The sequence below is a fragment of the Xenorhabdus mauleonii genome (genome assembly GCF_900113945.1).
In the GTDB taxonomy this organism is placed as follows: domain Bacteria; phylum Pseudomonadota; class Gammaproteobacteria; order Enterobacterales; family Enterobacteriaceae; genus Xenorhabdus; species Xenorhabdus mauleonii.
This window is the reverse complement of the sequence record NZ_FORG01000011.1, coordinates 1-23,784: the sequence shown is the minus strand read 5'-3', so window position 1 is coordinate 23,784 and position 23,784 is coordinate 1. Positions and strand designations below refer to the sequence as shown.

At 49.4% G+C, this 23,784-nt stretch carries 22 protein-coding genes; 1 reads left to right on the top strand and 21 read right to left on the bottom strand.

Annotated elements, in window-relative coordinates; translation table 11 throughout:
* Positions 1-453 precede the first annotated feature (453 nt).
* From BM100_RS11895 to BM100_RS11860, 8 genes are all read right to left on the bottom strand, one after another.
* Positions 454-957 carry a TIGR02594 family protein gene (locus BM100_RS11895; RefSeq protein ID WP_092511210.1) on the bottom strand — a complete coding sequence of 168 codons (504 nt, stop codon included), beginning with the start codon at positions 955-957 and terminating at the stop codon, positions 454-456.
* Between the two features lie 14 nt (positions 958-971).
* Positions 972-1,355, bottom strand: coding sequence for a hypothetical protein (locus BM100_RS11890; RefSeq protein ID WP_092511209.1), 384 nt, complete (start codon positions 1,353-1,355; stop codon positions 972-974).
* 1 nt (position 1,356) lies between these two features.
* The gene (locus BM100_RS11885) at positions 1,357-2,523 is read right to left on the bottom strand and encodes a defense against restriction DarA-related protein (protein ID WP_092511207.1); all 1,167 of its coding nucleotides are present in this window, start codon (positions 2,521-2,523) and stop codon (positions 1,357-1,359) included.
* A complete protein-coding gene (locus BM100_RS11880) occupies positions 2,520-3,173 on the bottom strand; it encodes a defense against restriction DarA-related protein (RefSeq protein WP_092511205.1) in 654 nt (217 codons plus the stop codon). The genes BM100_RS11885 and BM100_RS11880 overlap by 4 nt, the downstream gene beginning before the upstream one ends.
* A complete protein-coding gene (locus BM100_RS11875) occupies positions 3,173-3,604 on the bottom strand; it encodes a hypothetical protein (protein WP_092511203.1) in 432 nt (143 codons plus the stop codon). Before BM100_RS11875 ends, BM100_RS11880 begins: the two co-directional genes overlap by 1 nt.
* Positions 3,601-3,906: a hypothetical protein gene (locus tag BM100_RS11870; RefSeq protein ID WP_092511201.1), complete on the bottom strand. Its 306-nt coding sequence runs from the start codon at positions 3,904-3,906 to the stop codon at positions 3,601-3,603. Before BM100_RS11870 ends, BM100_RS11875 begins: the two co-directional genes overlap by 4 nt.
* Before the next feature lie 576 nt (positions 3,907-4,482).
* The gene (locus BM100_RS11865; protein WP_092511199.1) at positions 4,483-4,869 is read right to left on the bottom strand and encodes a hypothetical protein; all 387 of its coding nucleotides are present in this window, start codon (positions 4,867-4,869) and stop codon (positions 4,483-4,485) included.
* Positions 4,870-4,908: 39 nt separating this feature from the next.
* Positions 4,909-6,168, bottom strand: a complete 1,260-nt coding sequence (locus BM100_RS11860; RefSeq protein WP_092511197.1) for a pyridoxal-dependent decarboxylase, exosortase A system-associated — start codon at positions 6,166-6,168, stop codon at positions 4,909-4,911.
* An 81-nt stretch (positions 6,169-6,249) separates the two neighbouring features.
* Between BM100_RS11860 and BM100_RS22560 the strand changes: the two genes are divergently transcribed.
* Positions 6,250-6,501, top strand: coding sequence for a hypothetical protein (locus BM100_RS22560; protein ID WP_139216955.1), 252 nt, complete (start codon positions 6,250-6,252; stop codon positions 6,499-6,501).
* Between the two features lie 54 nt (positions 6,502-6,555).
* Here BM100_RS22560 and BM100_RS11850 read toward each other — a convergent pair whose 3' ends face one another.
* From BM100_RS11850 to BM100_RS11785, 13 genes are all read right to left on the bottom strand, one after another.
* Positions 6,556-7,497, bottom strand: a complete 942-nt coding sequence (locus BM100_RS11850) for a ketoacyl-ACP synthase III family protein (protein ID WP_244590663.1) — start codon at positions 7,495-7,497, stop codon at positions 6,556-6,558.
* Positions 7,485-8,372, bottom strand: a complete 888-nt coding sequence (locus tag BM100_RS11845) for a transglutaminase domain-containing protein (protein ID WP_244590662.1) — start codon at positions 8,370-8,372, stop codon at positions 7,485-7,487. The genes BM100_RS11850 and BM100_RS11845 overlap by 13 nt, the downstream gene beginning before the upstream one ends.
* 31 nt (positions 8,373-8,403) lie before the next feature.
* Positions 8,404-9,336, bottom strand: a complete 933-nt coding sequence (locus tag BM100_RS11840) for an alpha/beta hydrolase family protein (protein WP_092511189.1) — start codon at positions 9,334-9,336, stop codon at positions 8,404-8,406.
* A gap of 322 nt (positions 9,337-9,658) precedes the next feature.
* The gene (locus BM100_RS11830; RefSeq protein ID WP_092511185.1) at positions 9,659-11,257 is read right to left on the bottom strand and encodes an AMP-binding protein; all 1,599 of its coding nucleotides are present in this window, start codon (positions 11,255-11,257) and stop codon (positions 9,659-9,661) included.
* Positions 11,254-12,201 (bottom strand): ketoacyl-ACP synthase III family protein, encoded by a 948-nt coding sequence (locus BM100_RS11825; RefSeq protein ID WP_092511183.1) that lies wholly within the window; start codon positions 12,199-12,201, stop codon positions 11,254-11,256. Before BM100_RS11825 ends, BM100_RS11830 begins: the two co-directional genes overlap by 4 nt.
* On the bottom strand, positions 12,198-15,239 hold the full coding sequence (locus BM100_RS11820; RefSeq protein WP_092511181.1) for an efflux RND transporter permease subunit: 3,042 nt from the start codon (positions 15,237-15,239) through the stop codon (positions 12,198-12,200). The genes BM100_RS11825 and BM100_RS11820 overlap by 4 nt, the downstream gene beginning before the upstream one ends.
* Positions 15,236-16,291 (bottom strand): efflux RND transporter periplasmic adaptor subunit, encoded by a 1,056-nt coding sequence (locus tag BM100_RS11815; RefSeq protein ID WP_274539949.1) that lies wholly within the window; start codon positions 16,289-16,291, stop codon positions 15,236-15,238. Before BM100_RS11815 ends, BM100_RS11820 begins: the two co-directional genes overlap by 4 nt.
* A gap of 14 nt (positions 16,292-16,305) precedes the next feature.
* Positions 16,306-17,880: a class I adenylate-forming enzyme family protein gene (locus tag BM100_RS11810; RefSeq protein ID WP_092511177.1), complete on the bottom strand. Its 1,575-nt coding sequence runs from the start codon at positions 17,878-17,880 to the stop codon at positions 16,306-16,308.
* 47 nt (positions 17,881-17,927) lie between these two features.
* Positions 17,928-19,196: an MATE family efflux transporter gene (locus BM100_RS11805; protein ID WP_244590660.1), complete on the bottom strand. Its 1,269-nt coding sequence runs from the start codon at positions 19,194-19,196 to the stop codon at positions 17,928-17,930.
* Between the two features lie 124 nt (positions 19,197-19,320).
* Entirely contained in the window at positions 19,321-20,073 is a 753-nt protein-coding gene (locus BM100_RS11800; protein WP_244590672.1) for an acyl-CoA dehydrogenase family protein, read from the bottom strand.
* A 344-nt stretch (positions 20,074-20,417) separates the two neighbouring features.
* Complete coding sequence (locus BM100_RS11795) at positions 20,418-21,065, bottom strand: hypothetical protein (RefSeq protein ID WP_092511171.1); 648 nt, start codon at positions 21,063-21,065, stop codon at positions 20,418-20,420.
* Positions 21,058-21,954: a hypothetical protein gene (locus BM100_RS11790; protein ID WP_092511169.1), complete on the bottom strand. Its 897-nt coding sequence runs from the start codon at positions 21,952-21,954 to the stop codon at positions 21,058-21,060. Before BM100_RS11790 ends, BM100_RS11795 begins: the two co-directional genes overlap by 8 nt.
* Position 21,955: 1 nt before the next feature.
* The gene (locus BM100_RS11785; protein ID WP_092511431.1) at positions 21,956-22,222 is read right to left on the bottom strand and encodes an acyl carrier protein; all 267 of its coding nucleotides are present in this window, start codon (positions 22,220-22,222) and stop codon (positions 21,956-21,958) included.
* Positions 22,223-23,784: the final 1,562 nt, after the last annotated feature.

Below are 23,784 nucleotides of genomic sequence, written 5' to 3'. Positions count from 1 at the left end.
CATGTGACTATCGAATTCGTGATCGCACCGAATCTATCCTGTTAGTTTTAAAAGGCGAGACTACTCTGATGATGGCTCTGCAAGATAAAAAAGTCTGTGTAGCTTATTTTATCCATAATAAAACTGCCCACATATAGTGTTTTTTAAGATTTAAAATTAATTGATTTTTGAATCAAAAAGAAAATGAAATAGAACAAAAACAAAAAAAAAAACAAGCAAAGACGGTTTCACCGCCTTTGCTTAATGTTAATTAAATATAAAAATTTGTTTGACCAATGCATTGTCTGTTGCTGGATAGATACACTTTAAAACTAACTATAGAGCACTGTGGGAGATTTTAATTTGTAGGTATGTTTTATCATCATATCAACAAAAATCGCTCATAATCGTTTCTATGCTGTAAAAAACCGTACCATATGAATAAGATCCTATCTTTGATCCAAAATAACAATATCATTTCTCATTTTTTGCTCGACAAGCAACCATCAAAGAAAGCGGTCTACCACTTAATGGCTCATTCGGCGGCCATCGATAACCTGACACCCTTGATCGCGGAAATGATCGAATGTTCACTTCATCAGACTGATTACCGCCTAAAACCATCACATCGCCATTTTCAGCCACTCCAACTACAAAACCAACGTGCCCCCCACCTGTACGAGAGAAAACGGCTACACAGCCATAATGAGGCTCTTTTAAGGGCATTCCCCAATCAAGATAAGACTTGGCAGATTCAAATCGGGTTGATCGGATACCGGCGCGTTCCAACATAGCCCCCACATAGGCTGCACACCAGGGCGTTTCATCATCACGGATTCCACCGCGTTTAATGTCTTTCCACCATTGCAAGATATTGGGATGATGCGACTCGCCCTTGATTTCATGCACCCCAATATACTTGTACCCTTCTTCGATCCATTTCGGATCGCATTCTTTACTGACATTTTCCACTGTCATATTTCATTCCATCGTCACGCAGTTAACTGTTTGCCTGTTTTTTCCCACCAACTACCTGCCCCATCGCAAATTTGGGGCATGGTGATGTATGTCGATACATAAGGCTCAAGGCTTTCCAGAATAGTGATAAATTCATCGGTATTTCGTGTAACGTATTCTCCAGCCAGATAATCAGCCACTATCTGGGGAATATCTGTGTTCGTTTGTTCTTGAACTGGCTCCGTTTCGTCGATTTTCTCCGTAGACACCAGTACCATGCCGTAGCCTAATTTCTCCATGATGGCAGTGATCTCATCCTGGATATCGAGCTGAGTGAGCGGGTCAGCTGTCACCAGTTCGCCTAACCGATCTGACAGTCGATCCTGAAGGTCTAAAATCTCAAGCGGGGATAATGTCATGTTATTTACCTCCGGCCATTGCGGATTTGGCGATGGCTACCAGAAGCCCTGACAGATGGTTCACCGCATCAGCGACAAGTCCTGCGTTTTCTTCGTAAACAGTGGCCGCGTTGAGGGCAGAAATGGCTTCACGGGTTTTTGCCCGAACGCCGGTAAGCTCCTGAATATTGTTACTCTCAAGACTCAGTATTGATTGCAGGAAAGTGATAGCGTCTGACGCCGCTTTATCCACTGCGTTAAGTTCATTCTCTGTGTTACCAATATCATTCACAGAAATGTCCGTAGTGTCGTTATCTACGGGGGTTGTTGGACTTGTCTGTTGGTTTTTCAATGGCGCTAACTGGCTGCGTAACTTATCGTTGATAGCAATTTGCTGAGATAAGCGTCTTCGCAGGTTGGCGTGTTCAGATTGTTTTATCTCTATGCCCCGTTGCAGCTGATCCCCCTTTTCAATCAATTCAACTTTTTGCTTTTCCAGTGCCTCAGCCCGTTCCAGTTCGGCCTCAATGTCTGCTCTTAATTTGGCGGCGTTGGCAGCCTGTCGTTGAAACTTACCTGAGTTGCGTTCAATCAGGTTGGACAGAGACTGGCACACTTGGGGGAGTGAAATATCGCGGCCGTTCATGGGCGCGATAACATGAGAGACATCACGCTTGTTCAGCAAAAACCGGAATGCTGTCAACACGTCATTATTCTGGATGCGTCCATTGTCGCTGGTTGGGCTATGGAGAATAATCGAGACGCTTTGACCGTCTGACAGGGGGATTTTAGCGGCCATCACCGGGATCATTCCGACCTTACGCACGCGGCCAATTTCAGCCCCGCCAATTGACGGCATACTGTTGTCCGTGTTCCCGCTATCGTTTGTCCCGGCTAAAATCCCCGTGCCCGACAAGCCCTGGTTCAGTTTGCGCACAAACGCCCTCATCGTCTGGGATAAACGTATCCTGGTCGTCGTAATGCTCTCAAACATGGCGGTATCACTTGATACGCATTCCTGGCCTAAATAAACCTGCTCGATTTCATCCAGGGAGACGCTTTCCAGCATCAGGTCAGCTCCGCGGCCTTCGAAAAGCGCATTGAACTGGATGTCGGTGGGGATGCTGAGCATAAAATCCATTTTATCGATAACACGGATGGCCTTTTTTACGGAATAGTCAGTTATCATCGCTCCCCCTTCTCTGTCGCGATTTCCCGTCCTCGGTGGTGTATTTCTTCTTTCAGCTGCCGGGTGGTGGCTTGCTCTACTTTAAGGGCAGTACGGGTATTTTCGAGGTCAGATTGCCTCGTTGAAAGGGTGTTTTGATGGTCAGAAAGAGCCGTATTTAATTGCGCGATATCGGCTTCAAAACGACTGGTCTTCTCTTTTGCCTCCTGCAAACGCTGTGCATTGGATTTTACTGCCAGTGCCTGACTTTTTTTGGCGTCGTCCCGGTTTGCCCTTGCCAGCTTTTTGGCTAACGAACTGGCGAATGCCGGGGCGGCGGCCTTGAATGCCGCGGCTATTTGGCGTGCCAAATCGGGGAGGGTGCTGGGAGAGGTGAAGGGGATGATTTTTCCGTTTAGCTTCACGGCGGAAATGTCGCCCGTATTATTGACTTGGATGGCCATTTCTTGCCCGTCTTCGGCATGCAATGAAAATGTTTTGGTGGGAATACCGTCTTTCTTTCGGGCGGTGTCTGCGGGCACCAGTTTCACTATCTTGCAATCGGTACTGGCAAGGGCGGTGGTCAGTTTTTTCAACCCCTTCTCATTCAGCTGGTCATAGTTGAGTACCGTGTATTTCTTCCCGTTCTGGGACATTAGGTTGAGCGCCATTACACATCCCTTAATTGAATTGAACACGATTTTTGGCGGTGACTTTGCACGGGAAAAAGCCGGTATAACGGGTTCCAGCGGCAGTTACCGTGCGTGACGCGGACGTGCAACTCCCACGCGCCTGACGTCAGGTGTTTTTTATCAATCAGCAGGTATTCCTCGTTTACGCCTTTTTTCGAGATGTCCAAGGTGCGTGCCTTGCCGTTTATCACGGTGGTGGGGTTATTGGTGTCGCGCAGCCAATACTCGATTAATGCACCTTTTAAATGCTTCACTTTGTTTTCGAACATGACAGGAAAAGCAATGGCACGGCCGCGATCAATCAAATCGCCAAGGTTCAGGATAATGACTTGCTTTCGTTGCAGAAAAATCCGGTCAATGACGGCCAAAGCCAGTGAGGCCGTTGTGATCACAGACGGCGTTAACATCATTTTTTACTCCCAAATGCGTAATCAAATAGTTGAACTAATTTATTTCTTATGCCGGTCAGCAGTTCTTGCCCGTTATTGCTGGCACCGATGACCGCGATAAACATCAGAGGGTCATCCCATTGTTGGTGCTGCGCGAGGTAATAAGCGACAAGCCCCGCACTGACTGACATGATGAGTTCAGTCAGCAAATCCATAGCATGGCCAGAAATCCGTTTTTCACGGATCCCTTGCAGATAGACGCCAATGCCGCTGAACACAGAAAAGGCAATCGCTAGTGCCAAAGCCTCAGTTTCTGGTTGCACTGAGCACTCTCCCCGATTGGAAACATGATGTCGGCAGAATAACAAAACTTCTCTTTGGGATTTAAATTGAAAATAATGCTTTTTTAGCAGGGTAAGCGGGTTTATAAATAATTAAATAAGAATTTGATGGGTGGTATTTTTTATTAAAAATAAACCGCAATTTTATTGCTGTATTTATTTTTAATAAAATAAATGCCTATATTTTTAATGTGTTAATTATCAATTTTTGTTTGATTTTGTTAAAGTTAGCGGATAATCTAATTGGGTTTCTTTCTGTTAATTTCTATTGGTTGGTTGTTAACTGAAATATTTGTGGCCACGTTAAAGTATCCTTGGTAGCGTTAAGAGCGTCACGTATTCATCAGTGACTCTGGCACGAAAGCCAACGTTATTTGTTGGTTTTTTTGTTTTTATTTATCCAATCCCTTTCTCTTTCCCAATGCTTATATTTGTTATGTGAATCTGTTCTTGTTTTGTGCTTGTTGGTGTTTATTTTTATGGCCTCATCTTGAGGCTATTTTTTCACCATAAAAACGGGTTAACAGAATAAAAAAACAGCCTGTTATTAGTTGCCTTTTATCGAGATATGTCCGCAAATGAGTACAAGGGATTGATGCGTACAGTTTTTATAAAACTTGGTTTGTCGTTGACCCGGCGCCCGGAAGGAACACGTCCATTGACATCGGTAACACGTTTGTTTGTATTACCAAGCAATTCTTTTCTCAGTTGGTTGGTAATGTAGGGGTATGCTAAATCCAGACACCTCCACTGGCTCAAATCGCTGCGACGCTGGAGCTGAAGGAAATCACTCAGGGAGCCATGGTCCGCAAGATGTGTACTTACTCGCCGGAAACCCGCTTCATGAGCGGGTTGGGCACAGGCAGAAACAAGATACCCCGAAAAGAGGGTACATAGAGCGATATGGCTAATAAACTGAAGTACACCGCTGAGTAATTTACTCATTAAAATCATCACCTTTTGTTCAATCAAATTTGTCCTAATTCAAACTAACACTTCTGCCGCGATTTTCTGGCTAAGAAAACCATTCGGGCTGGCGGTCAGACCGTAAGCTCCGGACTGGAAAATGACAATATAGTCCCCCGGTTCTGCTACAGCGATATCTCCTTGGTTCAGCAGAATATCCAGCGGCGTGCATAACGGACCGACCACATTGACTACTTCGCGCTGCTGCCCCTGTACTTTGTTACCGATGACAGCAGGATAGTTTCGGCGGATAAGCTGGCCTAAGTTGCCCGAAGCGGCAAGGTGGTGGTTCATGCCGCCATCAGCGACCAGATAAGTCACGTCATGCGAGACCTTACGGTCAATGATCTTCGCTACATAGATACCTGCAGGGGCAACGAGAAAGCGCCCAAGTTCCAGAATAATTTCCGCCTCCGGCAGATGCTGTTCTGCTTTAGCAACCAGGGCATGCATGGCCTTCCCTACAGCAGCTACATCCAGCTCTTTATTCCCCTGGAAGTAAGGCACACCAAATCCACCACCGAGGTTAAAACGGCGTACTGGGCTGGGCGCTATTTTCGCTAACTCAATCACCAGATCTAGCGCCTTGCTCTGTGCTTCGATCAGGAAATCAGCCCGTAAGTTTTGCGAGCCGGGAAAGATCTGAAATCCTTCGAAATATAATTGTTCAGGGTTGTCACGGATCACCATCATGGCGTCTTGTACACAGGACACATCCATACCGAACTGACGCGGCCCACCGCCCATTTTCATACCGGATGAATTGAGGTTGTAATCCGGGTTGATACGGAGTGAGATGCGCGCTGCGAAACCGTATTCCGCTGCAATAGCTTTAATTCGTTGCAACTCGGTGATTGATTCGACATTTAGTAATACCTGTGCTGCCACAGCACGTTGCAGTTCTTCTACCGTCTTCCCAGGTCCAGCAAAACTGATATCTTCCGGCGAAACGCCACTGTTTAATGCCAGCGCCATTTCATTCGCTGAGGCCACATCAAACCCTTCTACTAGTCGCGATAGGTGATGAATGACGGGAACAAACGGGTTCGCTTTAATGGCATAGTGAATACTGACTTTTTCTGGAATATGAGCTCTTAATAACTGCGCCTGACGGTTAATGAGCTCACGAGAATAGGCAAAAAAAGGCGTCTGCCCTACCTGTTGTGCCAGGCGGGGAAGCGGGATGCCGCCAATGGTTAAGCAATCATTCTCAATAATAAATTTGTCAGCAATTTGCAGGGAAAGGCTTAATGATGTGTCGTTGTGGTTCTGAGCCATAATTTATCCTTAAATTAACGTAAATATCAGTGACGTCATTGGTAATAAAATGCTTACAGATAAAAACTGACGTCAATCGAAGTGATTAATGTCAGTAACTACTGCCCCATTATCAGGCACAGTACCAGTCTTGCCGAAGCAAGCAGTGAAAAGAGTGATAATACGTGCAACGATCTCGTACGGCTGGCGTTATCAACATTGACGCCACCAGGCAGCGAAATTCGCATTAATTTGCGTGATCTGACGGTAAATAATAAGGTGACAATAATTACCTCACCGAATAACCATACCGACGTAAATAATTTTGTAATTGTCAGTGTGGTTAGCCCGTAAATTGCCACCTGGCTGATTTCATAAGTCATTATCAGATCCTCATAAGATAGTGAATTAATACTGAAACAACGCAGCGCCAAATACCCCACCCACCCCTGTGGAAACCATCAGCACTTTATCGCCGCCCTGAAATTCAACACCTTCCTGCAACGAATGAAAATTGATGAACATATCTGCACCTAAACAGTGAGCCGTTCGGCGGATATTACTCAGGAATATTTTCTCCAGCGAGAAGCCAAGATACGTTGCTGCCCTTCGCCACATCCAGATATTGACGTTATGGGGCACAACCCAGCTAATCTGATCCAGTGTTGTTCCCGTTTGTCCCAGCACATCGTCAATCACAGCCTTCAGGCGAAACTGATAGTGCAGTTCAAAATCTTTGTAGCATTCAGAGTTTGTAGGAAGCCAGATACCATGGGCATAGCCTGGCCAGGTATGAATGGCGTGAGCCAGCACCTTTGGACCAGAACCGGCCAGCGAGAAGATACCTGCTCCTGCACCGTCGCCAACAATCGCTACGTTTGCCACTACACGTAGCTCAACATTGTCAGCAATTTCGCCCACCACTATCAGTGCTTTTGTATCAGGGGTTGTACCCTGCAGATAGTGTCTCGCTATATCCAATGCGGAAAAAATCGCCACGCAGTTATTGCTGCAGGTAGCCAGCGGCATTGCATGCTGCAGCCCCAGAGCTCGCACTAGTTGAGTAACAATGCTTTGCCCCCACACACCGCTGACGGCGCCAGTATGAGCATATATCACGATGCCGATTTTTTGACGCAACTGGTCATCGTCTTCCAGCAACTCCTCGCAGGTTTGCTGCAGCATGTTAAGTTCATCCCCCTCTTCTATCGGGCAATTGGGTAGTTCATACATACGGCTGAACACCCGTGCCTGATTCTGCGAAATGCCGAGGCGCTCATAATCGCGCTCAAGCACCAGAGTCGTGGCGGGCAGATAGCTGGACAGTCTATCTAGGGTCATATGACGCATGGCTCCTCCCTGTTCTTATGGAGATTGACGCGGTAAGCACCTTTCACCGGGCTGAAGCTGTGAACATCTTGCTGGCAACAGAGTTCAGGACAGGCCAGCAAAGCGTTACGCAGTGCCTCACAGTCTGAGGCATCACAAGGATCCCGTTGAGCTAGGCTGTCGAGCAACGCCAACTGGTCAGCATGCGTAACACGTGCGCCGGGTTTTTCCTCCAGCAATACTCCCCATGCATCCCACATGAGAGGTTCGTAGTCGCATAGTGAGGTCATATCGAGCAGAAACAGGTTACGCACGGTCCACTGGCCATAGTCGTCATCAAAGTGGTAACCACTGAAAGCACGCTCTCTGAGAGAGCCGGTCCGGATCTGACGCCATATTTCTCCGCCGCTAAAGAACAGTTCATGCGGAAAATTTGTCTGTTCAATATCCAGCAGAGGTTCCGGCAGCACATGCAGACGGCTTTCGGCATAACGCCACTGCTGTCCATCCCAGTATTCCACCAGTACATGGTCATGCATCGGCCGTTCAGGCTTGTATTGATCGTGCGCAAAGCCATAACGAACGCGGGCCGAGATCTGCTTATGGCGCATGAAAGCGCACAGCAATACAGCAAAATCGCGGCAGGTACATAGCAGGCGTTTCACTGGTTCACGGGGATAAAGCAAGTTTCCGTCCTGTAATTGAATCAGACGGGCAAGCATCGTCTCTGTCCAGCGCAAATCCACTTCTGCGCTGCGGGCAGCGATGATCTCTGGCGACAGTTTGGCTTTATCCGTCTGATAATGAATCAGCAGATTCTGCACCGCACCAATTAATCCATCCACATCGTCAGGTAATGCATCCAGCGCTGCGGCAAAACGTCCCGGCTGGGTCACAGCTGTGTGCTGCCTGTAGTGACAGACTGGATCAAACATATTGTGTTGCTCCTTGTGTAAGTGTTAGCTCCCCATGGCATAACCGATCGCAGAAAGCCATTAAATGGTTGATGATCTCTTCATGCAGTTGTTTGCGCGGCCGCACGTCCCCGCTGCTCACCACGGGGTTCAGCGCCTGGAGTATCGGAGGATTTTCATGAACAAAAGCATAGTGACCGGCACCCGACAGCGTGTGGTGAATGACGGTTGGTAGACGCGCCGCATAATCCGCGGGAGTTCCCAGCATGCGCACGCCATCCTGGTCTGCTGAAATAATCAGCGCTGGGATCTCCAGCGAGGACAATGACTCTGACGGGAACAGGTTAGAGAGCGCAGGAGCCATTAACACGACGCCAAGTGGCGAAGCCAGGCGACATACCGCACTGTCAAAGGCCGCCAGTTCGGTTAACACCGAACTGAACTCTTCTTCCAGTTCGAAACGCGGTGTACAACCGCATTTCACCAGCACATCGTACGCACCAGCAGAATGGCCGATTAACAGCGGTCGCGAGAAGTCGATATTTTCCGCTAGGACTTCATGCCGTAATGCTTGCTGAGCGAGAGTCAGACGCAATGGCCGCGTCAGCAGATTCCGCCAGCGTTGTTGCCCGTCCTGAATATCCCGGTGATCGACGGTTAACACCGCAAATCCCCGCGCTGCCAGGCATTCAGCCAGATAGTACTGATCAAAGCGCGACCCGCCTGCGCCATGTGACATGATGACCAACGGCCAGCACTCACTGCTGGGGATCGCCCCCTCTTCGGCCTGGGCCTGCAGTACACGCAGGTAATGTACTGCCTTACCCGTACCGATGAAGGCGGGGTACCATAGGCTGGCTGATACCTCCCCCAGCACTGAATTCCAGCAATAGTGCGCCACACCACATCCCTGATCAGGAAGGGTGTCGGTTAAAGTATGTTGCATTACGTACCTCCTACTTCTTCACGATACAGGCAGCCGGTGTTATAAGGTGCTGTAGCGCAAGATAGTCGTTTTCATATTACGGCTGCACAGCAGCGACATCTCAGTAATTTGCCTGGGAAAAAGGTAATCAAGCAGAAAATGATGGCAGCGCTTGCGCACATCCCGGCCTGCCCGAGTGCCTGCTCAATCATCTGCAGCATCATGGTGGGATAGCGGGTCTCGTAACTGGCACAGATTGCCCCTTTAAGCCAGACATCCTGGGCATACTGGCCATGGGTGTGTAAACAATATGCCAGCAGCTCGTGCCCTTGCCCGCACATGTTTACCTTTGTCCGGTGACACGTTGTTCTGCGCCGCAGCAGGTATGACTATCTGCCTCCAGTTCAACGCGCAGTTGTTTATAGTCAGTTTTGCCATTGCGGTTTTTCGGGATCGCGCCTAGCACCAGCTTGCCTGGCCACATAATGCGTGGCATTGTTTCTTGGCATAATTTGCGTAACTCCAGATTGCTTTTGTGGTGTGCGCCAACAAAAAACACCAGCCGCTCGACACTGTTGCCTTCAATGACCGGCCAGCCCACCACTGCAACATCTTCGGTTCCTGATACCTGTCGCAGCATGGATTCAATTTCCAGCCGTTCGATCCGTTGCCCCTGAATTTTCAGCTGATCGTCACAGCGGCCAAGAAAATGTAGGCATCCCCCGGAATCCAGCATTGCCCAGTCCCCCGTGCGATACCAGGCTTCACCATTTTCGATAACGAAGTTGTCTGTCTTCACTGGCAAACCAAGCCAATAGCCCTGCACGACCTGTTCACCGCCGATCCACAGTTCACCTTCATCGCTGACACGACCATCCTGACGTGAGCGGCCAATTTTCAGTAGGGTTCCCGGATAGGGATAACCAATCGGCACCACTGCGCCTGCAGCCTGAGAGGGATCTCTTTTCCAGCGGTAACCGCATACTGCGACGGTGGCTTCGGTGGGGCCATAGATGTTGTCAATACGCGAGTATGGTGCGGCTTCCTGCCAGCTTTCTGCAGCGCCATGTAACAGGGGTTCCCCGCAGAACAGCGACTGCCGCAAATACGGGAATGCCCCCGGCGTCAGCTGGCGCAATCGCTTTAGCCAGAGCGCAGTTGATGGTACTGAAGCCCAGAACGTCAGCCGTTTCTCATCAATTAATCGACCCAACGCCATACTCTGGCTACCGTCGAATACGTGTGTTGATGCACCGACAGCCCAGGGGACAAACAGGTCATGCACAGAAAAATCGAAACTTAATGGCGCCAGCTGGGAAAAACGGTCGTTATGGTTGGGTTCATACAGCGCTACGGTATTTTCGACGTAACGAACCACATTGGCGTGGGAAACCTCAACACCCTTGGGCGTACCGGTACTGCCAGAGGTGAACATCAGGTAGGCATGTGGATTATCACTGCATGGCTCTGCGACAGGCAGTACAGCAAGATCATCTATTCCGAGGAAATGATGCTGCGGATAGTCACGACACCAGTCCGGAATGCGCTGGCAATCTGTGAGAATGACTACCAGCGGCGGTTCACTCTGCGCCAGCAGTGTTTGCAGCAGCCCACGCTCCTGCTCACGCGTGACCAGAAGATCGAAACCTGTACTGCGTGCCAGTAGTTCAAACCGTTCCGCAGGATCCTCTTCATTAAGCGGTAGATAGGTTTTGCCGTAGCATAAAGCGGCTATCACACCGGCCAGCGTGCCGATGTGGCGCGGTCCGAGTAGCGCGCAATATTTTCCCTGCGACAAAGCAAAGCCTCTGGCCAGCAGCGCAGCAAATTCATGTAGCTGCTGGTAACTCCAGCTGTCATCTTTTATCGATAGCGCTTCAGAATCCTCATATTTCGTGGCTGCAGCCTGCAGTAATTGCCCTAAATGGTGGCACGTTGTCATGATGAAGGTTCCTGTTCCGCAAGCTGAAAGACGGCCGAGCCAAATATTGCGCCTAACCCTACCGTGGCCACCATAATGTGATCCCCGGGTTGAAGTGTCTGGCTGGCAAAACGCCAGTTAATAAAGATATCCGCCCCGAAGCAGTGACCCAGTTCAGGCAACTTTTCCAGATAGATTTTGCTTAATGGTACATTCAGTTTGGCGGCGACATTACGCCAGGAGATGACATTGACATTGTGGGGAAAAATCCAGCGAATTTGATCCCATTTGAGTCCCGCCTGTTGACGACTGCGTTGCATGATGGCGGCAAGGCGCTGCGTGTAGCCGCTTTCGAAACGGGCTTGCTCCTCTTCCGACTGCCAAGGTCCTTTAGCATGTTCGCCGAAATAGTCCAGCTCAACAGATTTCATCACTGCCCCGCTGCCATTCAGGCTAATGATACAGGCCGTGGCTGCGTCGCCGCACAGAGTAGTATTTGGGATCTGTTGTAAAATACCGCTGAAAGTAAGATCAGCTGTCAGTAACAGCGCATAGCCGTCCCCCCCAGTTCCCGCAAGGTAGTTTTGACTGAGCATCAATCCGCTCAAAGTGGATGCGCAGTTATTGGTATGAACTGCCAGTACAGTGGCATTCTGCAACTTCAGACGACGGCACAATCGGGCCAACAAATCGTTAGGCCAGATATGCGTTTCCGGGGAAGTATGGATGTGCGCCAGCAGCCTGATGTTTACTGCTGCCACGTGGCTTCGTGCTAGGGCGTCTTGGGCTGCACGGAACATCATATCTTCCAGCGAGATATCACTGATCGCGACGCGCTTAAGGCCATAGAAGCGTTGATAGACTTTGATCTCTGCGTCTGACAACCGCGGTTCCATGCGAATCTGATCCAGCGCAATCGTGGTTTCTGGCAGATAAATACCAATATCATTTATGGTGAGGTTCACTGACGTGGCTCCATTCGATTTCTGTGCACGAAAAGATAGAGTGATGGCAACAGGAAGAGTGTCAGGAACGATCCCAACAGCATCCCTGAGACAATGACCAGTCCCAGCTCAAAACGCGATTTTGCTGCGGGACCTGAGGCGAACAGCAACGGCATCGCACCCAGTACCATCGTCAACGAGGTCAGAATGATAGCGCGCAGACGGGACGCGGAAGCACGAGTTATCGCTAACCAGATGTTTTTTACCCCACGTTCACTCAGGGTGTTGGCCGTGTGCACCATTAGGATACCCTGTTTACTGATCAGGCCGACCAGCGTCAGGATGCCGACTTGGGTGAACAAATCCAGTGGTATCCCGAACCAGAGTAACGCCAGCAGTGCGCCAAAGACCGAGAAGGGAATGCTGCCAAACAACACAATTAACGGATCCCAGAGGCTGGTCAGTTGTAACGTGAGTAGGCAGTAAATACCTACCAGGGCAACCGCAAAGGCGATCAACAGGCGTTGCCCCTCTTCTTCGCTTTGCCGGGTTTCACCCGCCAGGTCGTATGAAACACCGCGCGCTTTAAAGTCAGCCAGTATCTGACGGCTGAATTCCACTGCCTGCGACTGACCGACGCCGGGCATCAATACGCCCTGAAGCGTGACAGCAGCCTGTTTCTGGAAGGTTTTCAGCGATGTAGGCACGACCTGATTTTGCGGTGTCATAAAGCTTCCCAGACGACTCAGGCTGCCGTTAGTGCTTCTTACTTGCAGATCCAGCAAAGTTTGCATGGCTGGCTGGGTGGATTTATCGAGGCCGAGGATGACATCATAGCTGCGGCCTTCGTAGGTGAAAGGTTGCAACTTGGTGTTGGCATACGCCAGGTTGAGGGTGTATCCGACATCCGCTGAGGTAATCCCTGACTTAGCCAGTTGTTCACGATCAAGCTGCAGAATAATTTGCGGGGCGTCATATTTGAGATCTTTGGTGACAAACAGGAACAGGCCGCTGGTTCGCATGCGACGCAGCATGGCGTTACTGAGTGCATCCAGTTTGGTGTAATCCTTATCTTCGTGCTTGAGTACAAACTGGAAAGGCAGCCCTCCCACGCCGGGTAATGAAGATGGCAGGATGGCAACGGACTGTAATGCAGGAATGGTCGCTAGTTTGCGCTGTAGCTCTGGTTGCAGTTCCATCGCCGACCTTTGGCGCTGTGACCAGTCAGTCAGACGGGCAAAGGAGATCAACTGGTTATCATTTGGTACACCAAGCACATAGTTGAAATTGCTGATTTCAGCGATCGAGTGATAGATTGCTTCAAGCGCGGGCGCCTGCTTTTCAAGATATGAGGTATCCATCGCACTCGGACCTTCGGCTATCACCATCAGGCTGCCCTGATCCTCTTTCGGTGCCAGTTCATGTGGCAGCATCAAAAACAGTGAGACACCACCAATAAGCGTCATTGCCCAGATCCACAGTGGAAAATTACCGGTTCGTAATACTTTCACTAGGTAGCGCTCATAGCGGCGACGCAGCACTACGAACAGGCTCTCAACATGCATGACCATTCGGGACTGCTGATGGTTTTGCGACAGCAGTCGAGCGCACATTACCGGTGTCAGCGTCAGCGCCAGTACGCCGGAGATGATGACTGCCCCCGCCAGCGTCACGGCAAACTCAGAGAACAGCTTGCCAACAATGCCGCCGATAAATGCTAACGGCAGGTAGGCGATGGCCAGCGTCAGTGTCATGGTCACCAGTGAACTGGAGATCTCGTGCACGCCTTTTAACGTGGCTTGCCAGGGAGAGTCACCCTCCCGTATCCGGTGGAGAGCCACATCTAGTACAATTATGGCATCATCCACCACCAGCCCGGTTGCCAGTACCATTGCCAGCAGTGTCAGCGTATTGATCGAGAAGCCGCACAGCCAGATCAGTAGGCAAACGCTGACCAGAGACAGCGGAATAGCTACCATCGGTATGCTGACTGCCCGCAATGTGCCGGTGCCAAAGAAGATTGCCAGTGTCACCGCAACACAGGTAAGCAGAATGGTCAGAAAGACTTCATGGACTGCACCGCTGATGTATTCGCTGCTGTCGATGAGTAAATTAGCCTTTAAATCATAGGGAAAGTTGAGTCTCAGTTCGTCGATAGTGCGGCGCAATTCTTCACCCACCAACAGCGGATTACTGCCGTGTTTCCAGTGAATAAACACCACGGTGGCTGGCTTGCCATTGAAGACAGATTTTACCTGTGGCTGGGTGCCTCCCAGTTCGACCCTCGCTACATCTCCAAGATGTACCGGCGCTGTATTTGCCGACGTTACTATAGGCAGACGGGTAAAGTCGCTGACCGTGGATAAGCCAGTGCGGGGCACCAGCTGAAATCGCTGGTTATTCTCCCGCAGCACGCCCGCATTAAGCTGGATATTTTCAGACTTCAGGCTGGAGCTGACATCTACAGCAGTGACGCCGTAACGTTCCATCCTCTGCGGATCCAGCCAGATGCGCATCGCATATCCACTGCCCAGGATCTCGACACTGCCAACCCCGTGCAGGGCTTCCAGACGCGGCTTTACTACCCGGGTCAGATAATCAGACATCTGAGCATTCTGCATGGTATCACTGGTGAAGGTTAATGCGAAGTCGGGTGCACGCTCCGGTTCTTTATGCAGAATCTGCGGTGGATCCATATCTGCGGGAAAACGCGAGATGGTGTTAACGCGTTCCATGATATTCGTCAGTGCCTTTTGTGTATCACTTCCCAGGCGCAGGTTGAGCACCACTTCGCTGTGACCCGTTTCAGAGTTACTGGTGACGTAACTGACATCTTCCACGCCCGATACGGCCGAGAGTACCTCAGACGTCACACGGCCATCCATCAGTTCCGCGGACGCCCCGGGATACCAAGCGCTGATGCTGATAGCATCTGCATCGACTGTGGGATAGAGCCCCACCGATAACTGGCCAAGGGAAAATAACCCGCTGATAAACAGCAAAATGCTCAGCGCGGTGGCAATTACCGGCCGTCGTAAACAGAGTTCAGTGATCTTCACGATTTATCCCCCAGACGTACCGGGGCATCAGGATAAAGGCGAATCTGTCCAGCGGTAACCACCATTTCATCCGCATCCAGACCTTGCAGTACCTGCACCAGACCGTCACGCTCATCACCGGTGACAATAGAGCGTAATTTCACACGATGATTCTGCACCACAAATACTGATTGTCCCCAGGCAGAGTAATTCACCGCGATTTTAGGCAGCACTAGGCTGGACTGCGGCGTCATGGTTGGGTAGGTGACACGCACGCTGGAACCATGGCGAAACTTGCCATTCTCCAGTCGCGCACGTAGCGTGAGCGTGCGGTTGGTGATATTCACTTCGGTATTTATCAGAGTGATGATCGCACTACCGGTGTAACCAGATACCGCATCATCAACGGTGACTTTCACACCGGGATGCAGTGCACTAATATCGGCTTCCGGTACGCTGAATTCAACATAAAGTTTATCGGGATCATAGAACGAAAACAGGGTCTGCCCTACCTGGATGAACTGGCCCGGTGCCAAATCGTGCAAACTGACCACACCGGAGAAGGGCGTTGTGATCGTCATTTTACGCAGCGTACTGCGCAATTCTTCCAGATCGCTAATGGCCTGGGCAAGGTTGACATGAGCAGCTTGCTGATCGGCCTGTGAAATGGCTTTATTGACCAGCAGATCGGCACGGTGCGCGTTTTGCTGCACCATTGCCAGGTTAGCCTCTTTTTGCTTCAGCTGTGCGCGTTCAGCACGGTCATCAATACGAAACAACACGTCATTCGCTGCGATCTGGCCACCTGCTGGTGCTACCTGCAGAATCGTTCCCGACACTTCAGTGCGTACATCGAGGTAATGCACTGCTTTTACGGTTGCCACCACATTCTTTTTATCCTGCCAAGACAAAGTCTTAACCTGCGCAGTTTCAACCAACGCGGGTGGGGGGCCCTGTAAAGAAGCAGGGGGTACCCTACTGCCCGTTTTGGCCGATCCCGTTGTGCCAGCGGTCGTGATGCTGACGGAAATGCCTGCGAAAATCACCGCCAAGACAGCGCACAACAATATCATTGACTGCTTGTTCCTCATGCCAGTAACCTCCGCGCGGCATCCTTAAAGTCTGAGCGCAGCTTATGCTTGTCAAACTTACCGTTGGCGTTTTTCGGTAACCGCGGCAGCAGCACAAAGACATGAGGGACCTGATACTGTTCCAGCTGCGTCAGGCAGAACTGGTGTAGTTCGGCTTCAGTCAGTGCGGCTGGCGATGATGTGGCAACAAACGCAACGATACGATCTTCAGGATCCTGTTCATCACTGTGGACAATGACGGCCGCTTCGATGACTGCCTCATGGCGGAACAACGCTTTTTCCACTTCACTGAAAATAACCTTACGACCACGAATTTTGGCGACTTCGTCCATGCGCCCGGCAAAGTAAAAATAGCCTTCTTCATCCAGCCAGCCGTAGTCACCGGTATATAGACAACGGTCACCATACAGCGGATGCTCACCAATCTTCTTCGCAGTCGCTTCGGGATTACGCCAGTAACCCTGCATCACGGTAGCACCGCGTATGACTAGCTGCCCCACTTCACCTGGGGGATAAGGTTGGTTTTGTTCATCCACGACCAATATTTGCGTGTTGGGAATGGCAATGCCGACGCTGTCAGGTTTGCGCTCAAGGTCGGCAGGCGGAAGCCATGTACAGCGTTTGCACTCCGTCAGGCCGTACATTGAAAAGATTTCAGCCTGCGGGAACAGGCGCTTAACCATCCCGATATGTTGCTTGCGTAATGCCATACCGGTATTGGAAACCAGACGCACGCGACTGAAGTCAAATGTGCCTCTGCTGGCGTAGGTATCCAGCAAACTGTACAGCGAGGACAGACCTGGCATGACAGTGCAGGCGTATTGCTGGATATGGCGTAGCACCAGAGTGGGTAAAATACCATCGGGTTCCAGCACCACTGTGGCACCGACGTAGCAGCTCAGAATGAGTTGATAGAGGCCGTAATCAAACGCGACCGGAAGGACGGTAATAATCACATCGTCATGGCGATAGCCCAGATAGGTCGCTAAGGAATCAGTAGCAGCTAGCATGTTTTGATGGTTCAGCATGACCCCCTTGGGTTCACCGGTCGAACCTGAGGTATAAATGATGGATGCAAGGTCAACGCTGATAGCCTGCAATGGGATAAGAGCTTCGGCTGCTGCATCGCCAGTGAAATCATCCAGCGATACACAGAATTCTGTTTTGCTCTGCTCTCCCGCCACGATAACGGTGCTGAGTTCTGGGATCTGTTGCAGACCAAATGCAATCAGCGCACCGGACATCGCCGGAGAAGTCAGTAGCTGTCTGGCTCCGCTGTTGTTGATAATATAAGCCAGTTTATTCACAGGGGTATCTGTCGCGACCAGAGATGGACAGGCACCAAGCTTCTGTGCCGCCCAGAACGCAGCGATGCTGTCCGGATGGTTGCCGAGGCAGATCACCACCCTTTCACTGGCCTGTAATCCACGCTGGCGCATCCCTGCGGCGATAGCGCATACCCGCATCCAGATATCACGGTAACTGTAGTGATGATCTTTGAATATTAGGGCGGTTTTATCTGGATAATTTGTATCTGCATCGCGAATCAATTCTGCCAAGCTGTGCTTCATGCATAACTCCTAGTGCATTTTGTGAGTAAGAACCTGTTCCATCTGGTTTAAGATTGCATTTCCTGTGGGGGCAATCTGACCTGAGCGGTCAGGCGTTTATTCAATTCGTAAACCACGTACAGTGCCGATAACCAGTTCATAACGGCGATAACCAGATAAAGTCGCGTCGCATCTTCGTGGTTAAGCCCTAGCAGGGCAGCAACGCCAATTTCCAGCGCATAAAAGACGGTATTAATCAGCAATATTCGAAGCCCCTGTCCGGTCTGTTCCTGCGCTGTCATCAGCACCAGCATCACACCCAGACTGAGATAGGACGGCGAAACACAGTTCAGATAACGCAACGCTGGGATAATGACGTTTTCATCTCGCGTGAACAGTATCACCATGCGCTCCTGTAGCAGGAACACCACTACGCTGATAACTAGGTAAAGTGCGGCCGAAAGACCCACACCGATAAAGAGGATCTGGCGAATAAGAGAAAAATTCTGCCCTGCTATCGCGTTATTGGTGTGTATCGCCATGGCCGTTCCGAGTGCAATTGCGGGCAGAATGACGAATGACTGGATCCGGAAAGCAATACCAAAACCGGCGATTTCACTGGCACCGTAAAACGACACCAGGTAGCTGAAAGAGAACAAGAAACCAAACAGCAACAGGAAACTCCCCGCCACCGGTACGCCAATAAAAGCAATATCATTCAATACCTGAATAGCTTCACGCCGGGCGCCAATGAGTGAGAACCGGATCCCTCGACTGTAAAGCAGTGCGCCACCGCTGAGCGTCAAGTAGCTGCTGCCGATCATCGCACCCCAGATCAGGCTCTGTAACCCCTGGTGCCAGTGCATGGCTGCCAGCCATGTCGCCGCTAGGTTAAGGCCGGTTCCGCTGATACCCAACAGGCTGGCAAAACGATTAACTCCACTCCCGAACAGGGTGGAGAGAATCAGCGTTGCGCAGCCAATAGGGATGCCTACCAGCAACATTGGTAGAATGAAGCTCATGACATCGTGCTGACGTTCGGTAGCAATATGGAACAGCCCGGCAATGCCTGGTTGAAACAGCCAGACAGAGCCGACAAGCAGAACCATCAATACCACCATCGCGCTGAACAGCAATACCAGACGCGTGCCTATCACGTTGCGCGCGTCGGTGTAATGTTGTGAGCTGTAGCGCAACGCAGGAATACGCAATCCTTCATGGATGGCTATCATTATGTAGTTTAGCGGCAGAAATAACCCTAAGGCGTAGAGCGTCTGGGGTGCATTCTGGCTGATGACGCCAATATTGATTAACACCGCAATGGACGACACCAGCATCGTGACCCAGAGTGTAAAGGTGGTGTCCCAGAGCGTGTTCAACAACTTCAACCCCTGATAACAACGGGCTGGTTGTTGGTTGAGCACAGGTTGCATTGACATCGCGTTTATCCGTATGTTTGGGCTATTTCGCCGGTGAGTGATAACCCGCCACTATATTCAGACGTTGCATATCTAGACTGCCTTCCATCCATTCATAACCATGGACGTTAGTGGTAGCTATCTGTAGCCAGGTATTCGTCAGGAAATGAGCGGTGCCGGTCAGCAATGGCATGCTGCGAGCCACTTTCTCAGCCAGTTCCGTTGCACATGCTTTCGCCAGTGACACGGCGGCTCCGTCGAAGATCTGGTCGTCAATGCGTTGTGCTGCATGGTGGTTCAGGGCACGCGCGCTGTCTGTCTGGCTTTGTAGAGCACGATGAAGTTCCCGTGCCGACGTGGTTTTCAGATACGGTAGAGCATGATCCAGCAGCGCCTGTGCATTACCTAGGGCCATGGCGCAAACACAGGGGCGCATACGATAGAACGTTTTGATGACGGCATGCATACCGCGTTCCAGCGGGCGGCGGTGCATACCCAGTATCTGCTCTGGTTCGACAGGTACATTGTCAAAATACAGATGGCTTAAACCAGTTCCCTGCAGGCCCGCCAGAGGCAGGAGCTGGCGGAACGTGCCGGCATGCGAGAGGGTTTCAGGCGTGAGCATCACAACGACGATGCTGTAGGGGCCTGGACCGGTTCTCACCACGATGGTACCCATCGTGGCTTCACGCCCATTCCCCACCAGCCACTTTTCCGCCTGGAGCTGATGGTCACCGTTCAGGTTGGACGTCGGATTACCGGCATCCGATCCCTTTTCCGGTTCCGTCACCGCCATGCAAGTGCGTGCCCGCTGGCGGGAAACGTGGTCGAAGAACTGATCCTGTTGTTCCTGCGAACCTAATTCACGCAGCACGATGCCGGAAAGAGAAGGTCCTGGACAGGAGAGTAATACGCTTGGATCGCCATATGACAAGCCCTCATACATGCGGGCGCGTTCGAAGCAGGTGCTGGTACGGTCAGCATAGATCTCGTCGAAATACGGCCTGTCCAGATGTTCCAGTACCACATCGCGATCGTTAAGTACTTCCAGAGAGAGAGAACGAAACAGCTGCGCCAGATCGAGCCATTTTTCATCGTAGTGAGTGAGGGCGACTGAACGGTCAAAATTCATAATGGGCGTTATCCGAGATAAATGAGGTTTAACACGGCGAATAAGCTGTTCATTTCTACCAGTCCGTGTTGCAGCATGGCACGCCCACCCGCAGTCTTGATCAGGGCATCAACTATGCCTTCGATATCAGTGAGCGCCTGCTGCGCTGACCAGTTGCCCAGAGCCAGACATTGCACAAGCAAGGCATGATGCTGCATGATCTGGCCAAGGCGCACGCGAATGGAGGGGACAGACAACAGGGTGGATGCCCCGACTTTGCGCTGTGCAGCATGTTCCATCAGTACCTGTGTCCAGCGTTCAATCCACTCCAGCTGGCTGCGCACGATTTCGAGTTGCCAGGCTGACAACAGCGTCAGTTCGCCCGATGCAGCCGATTCAGTCGCCAGCTGAGGTAGTTCACATATCACCAGGTTATGGAGTTTCATCACTTCACTGCTCTGGTGAATCTTCAGCGCTGCCGTGTCCTGCCAGTCAATTCCGTTTTCTGTAATAAAACTTAACTGTGGATGGGCTAACTGATGTTCTGAGAGCACAGCAAATCCGCTGCGGACAGCAACTTTTTGTCGGCTGGAATAGGCGTTGAAAGATATTTCTTCCGTATTCCAGGAAAATGGCTGGTAATACTTAGACCCGAAGGGATGATAAATATCAAACATGCTCCGTCCCCTGAATTTTCTGTATAACTAACCATGCCATTCTCAGGCTTTCCATATCATGCTCGATAAGTAATACGGTTCGTTTATTAAGTGGCGCAAGAGTTTCCCCTGCGAGAGTAAGCAAAGCATTCATTCCTGTTACATCAGGACGGAGAAACGCATAGTCTATTGGCAATTCCTGTGAGGTGGTTTCCAGCTTAAAACGGAGTTTCTTATAGAAATATCCGCTGCGTTGCGTCAGTAATAGAACATCTTCAGCATCAACATTTGATCGATGAAGAATATCCACCAACAAACCATAGCCGTCTTCGCATTGTCCTGATTCCCATTCCGTCAGATGGCCGGAATTAATCAGCACCCATTGGCTTTCAGGTCTTTTGTCCGCTGTTAATAATGCGGCAACAGAACATGATCTTGATGGAACGTGAAAACCCTGAGCCAGATTTCGCGGAATAGTATTTTGCTCCATACCAAGTAAAAGTATTTTCCGCACACTGCCATTTTTCAGATAACTGCCAGCAATCGTTAATGCTGTGGAGGATGCCAGGCTTCCGTTATCACAGATATCAAAAGAATGACCGTTTATTTGATATCGATCCATAAAATAGGGGCCGAACGCTGAATAATCCGGATCGAACTCTGGTGTCCAGTAGCAGAATATCGCCATATCAACATCGTCAAGGTCTGAGGGATTTTCTATCCCTTCCAGTACTGCATCACCAAGCTCAGTGTATGAATACTGGTCGCCTTCAAACAGAGTTGATTCTGTGAGGACATCTTGGGCTATTCGGTGTAAATCTTTCTGGTAAGTAGTAAACCGATTCCTGGGTATTCGCCTTAATTCACGCCTATCCATGACCTTACAAAAAACCTGATTTATATAGAACATATCATGCCGTTTCCTCTAGTCGGGCATTCACATAGTTACAGATCGTTCCAATTGTTTCTACGTGATGTCCCTCGAGGGTATTGGCATCAATAGTGAAGTTATCGACATTATCTTCAAGAGACATCAGAAATGTCAGCGTGGCCATTGAATCAAGACCTAAATCATCACGCAATGATGTCGATTCATTCAATACATCTAGAGAATTAATGTTTAATTCTTTCGCCAAAATATTTTTGATGGTTACAATCAGTTCCACATTACTAGACATAATATCCTCGAGAATTGCACGCAGGTGAGAAAAGTGTCCTTCTGGACGCTCCATTTACAGATACGAATTTTTAATTTAAAACCTGATCCTATTAACTAATGTAATTATTACATTACAACGAAATAATAATGACAAAAGCGTTTCAAACCAAAGGGTAGTGAGGGGAAGGATATTTGAAATCCTAACCTCCCCTTCCTTGTGTTTGTATAATTCTGAGACCTTCCAAAGCTTAAATTTGATTATTTCCCATTTAGAATGAGCACCAGAATTGATATTGGCGAAGATAAAGTTTTAGGTTGTGTCCCTTAATTGTTTTCCACTGAAAAATCGAACATTACTTACAGGCAATAATGATAAAAAACGACAAAAACAGTTCAAATAAAGGAACGGAATTCGTGTGTCTTGCCCATCGTTCGACTACGAAAATGAGTTAAGGGACACAACCTGATGTAACTTTATGACTCAATCTCCAGTCTCATAGCGGAAAAATATACATGGTAATAATTTCACGGTCAACAATATAGTTACATTACTATCACTTTAAATAACCAAAAAAATACAAAATAGAAACATCTTTGACGCTCAATATAAAACCGAACAAAATTCCACTATGAGCAATAAATAGTGATGTGGTTCAATGATTTTGGCCACCGTCATAGAGGTGATACTCTCACTTCGATAATTCAACCGGTGACAAAATGAAAAAGGTTTTAGTCCTGAATTAAAATTAGAGCCAGCTCAGTTGGTGCTTGACCAAAACTACAATATTGCCGAAGCCGTCAGAGCGATGAATGTCAGTCAATCAGCCTTGGGCCGCTAAGTTCTACAGTTGATCCGGAAGAGGCAAGGTAAATCCCCCAGCGCCCTGCATAATACTCCGGAGCAAATTGAAATACGTGAATTGAAAAAGAAACTGCAACTGATTGAAATGGAGAATGGACCCTTATAACAACCCTCAACACTCTTGATGTCAGGATTACCTGAACAGTTCTCGTTAATCCAGCAATTAAGAGTGCTTTATCCTGTGGCTTTCCTTGCTAACTGTTCAGAGTCTATCGCAGTAGCTACCAGGCCTGGCGCCATCGACAGAATAACAGAACTTATCTTTGGTATTTAAATTGAAAATGATGATTTTTTAGCAGAGTAAGCTGTATTATCAATAATTAAGCCTGAATTTAATGGGTGGTATTTATTATTAAAAAATAAATCGCATTTTCTTGTTGTATTTATTTTTAATAAAATAAATGTCTATATTTTTAATGTGTTATTTCTCAATTCTTGTTTGATTTTATTAAAGTTAGCGGATAATTTAATTGGGTTTCTTTCTGTTAATTTCTATTGGTTGGCTGTTAACTGAAATATTTGTGGTCACGTTAAAGCATCCTTGGTAGCGTTAAGAGCGTCACGTATTCATCAGTGACTCTGGCACGAAAGCCAACGTTATTCGTTGGTTTGGTGGAAGTGCGGGACAAGGCCAGGAATGCGGTGCCCAGCGGGCGCCGGGTCAACGGCAAACCATTAGCCGGGGACATCAGTCTGACCGCCGCCGATGTCGGCGCCTA